Origin of the sequence: Phocaeicola coprocola DSM 17136 (assembly GCF_000154845.1) — a bacterium.
Lineage (GTDB): Bacteria > Bacteroidota > Bacteroidia > Bacteroidales > Bacteroidaceae > Phocaeicola > Phocaeicola coprocola.
Genome location: NZ_DS981455.1, coordinates 1,237 through 2,772, shown reverse-complemented (window position 1 = coordinate 2,772; position 1,536 = coordinate 1,237). Strand labels below are relative to the sequence as shown.

General features: G+C 38.5%; 1 protein-coding gene and 1 pseudogene. One reads left to right on the top strand and one right to left on the bottom strand.

All coding sequences use genetic code 11. The annotated features are described in order from the left end of the window. Positions 1-82: 82 nt before the first annotated feature. Positions 83-712, bottom strand: coding sequence for a hypothetical protein (locus BACCOP_RS03925; RefSeq protein WP_007566541.1), 630 nt, complete (start codon positions 710-712; stop codon positions 83-85). 48 nt (positions 713-760) lie between these two features. Between BACCOP_RS03925 and BACCOP_RS03920 the strand changes: the two are divergent. Further along, a pseudogene (locus BACCOP_RS03920) lies at positions 761-1,536 on the top strand (IS982 family transposase); the annotation flags it as partial.

The window sequence follows — 1,536 nt, the reverse complement described above, 5'->3', positions numbered from 1 at the left end:
GACTCGCCACTGTGGTGGATTCGCGTTTCATAGTGTTATTTTTTTGTTTTGCTATTGTTTCGCGAAAGGAAAAACACAATTCTTAATCGGCATCCAAATAACCGTGAGAGAAAAAGTTTACTCCATTGTAGAAATACTTGAAAGCATCCTTCATCATTTGCACGTCTTCCGGATGGCAGTTCTTATGCAGTTCTACTAATCGATTTAACTCTTCCTCAATGTCAGCTGATTTTACAATATTCGAGAAGTAAAATTCCCAAAACTCAAATCGGTGTCTTTTACAAAGCGGAGCCAATGCATTCAATATCTGTTCCGAATGGTCAATCATGTGACTTTTTACGCAACTCTGTAGATAATTGGCAGCATCGGCATCTATTCTACCTCCGATTGCAATGTTTACCAGTTTCTTGTAATATAAAGAATCCGGAATTAGATTCAGTTTATATTCAAAAGCATATACATGTTTGTGTCCTGCAAAATATAGATTTTTTCTTCCTTCTTTATCATCCGGATCAAACTGATAAGTTACGATGTATTCCATCCATGTATTTGGGAAAGCCTCGAAATAAGCCATCTGCGCTTCCTTGCTCTCCGGATGCTTCAGCAATTCACGGTAAGTTGCATTGAGCTTAACCGTGTCTGCCATGAAATATTGTGCGTATAGGTTAGCTGTCGCTATCGCGAACAGGATAACAAAAAATAGGCGTTTCATAATGATATATCTATTAACCTATTGGCGGAATTAAATTATAAAAGATTTATGTTTAAAAAGTTGTGCATATTGTTGATATTTAGTAAATTAAAGGTGACCAAACTTTTAATAGACAAATATCGTATGCACAACTTATATGCAATATTCGCAAAATTACTGAACATATGCAAGCAAATTGCCGGCAATTTAGTCAATGAATCTGGGAATGTGCCAAGACGAGGAGTCGTCCCTAAATTCTCAGACCTTGAAGTAGTGGCTTTGAACATGGCGTCAGAGGCTGCCCCGTATTGACAGTGAGTTTCTGTTGTTTGCAAAGCTACAGGAATATAGGGTTGAAATACCCAACCTTATTTCCCGCCGACAATACAATGACAGGCGTAAAACAACTTCCTCCCTATGTAATGCAATCCGAGAAAGAATGGTTTCTGAAATGGATGGTGGTGAAGACTGTTTCTGTATTGATTCGAAGCCGATAGAAGTATGTCGTATTGCCCGTTCCAAACGTTGCAGTATGGGAAAGAAAGATTTTAGTAAAGCACCCGGGGTAGGCTACTGCGCATCACAAGCATGTATTATTATGGGTATAAACTCCATGCAGTCTGTGGGTTAAGTGGTGTCATCCATTCCTTTGACCTCACTAAGGAAGTGTGCATGACATTCATTACCTGAACGATGTGAAAGTGGATTATAATAATTGTACTGCCTATGCGACAGAGGATATATACTGCCGAAGTGCTATTGGATCTGTTTAAACTGCCACTATCAAAATGGCAGTTACATAACAGATGTATTCAAAAGATGGGAAGCTACAATTCCCAACTTTT

Bases quoted from the DNA above. Each gene is read 5' to 3' on its own strand.
- BACCOP_RS03925 (WP_007566541.1), bottom strand. From the start codon at position 712: ATGAAACGCCTATTTTTTGTTATCCTGTTCGCGATAGCGACAGCTAAC.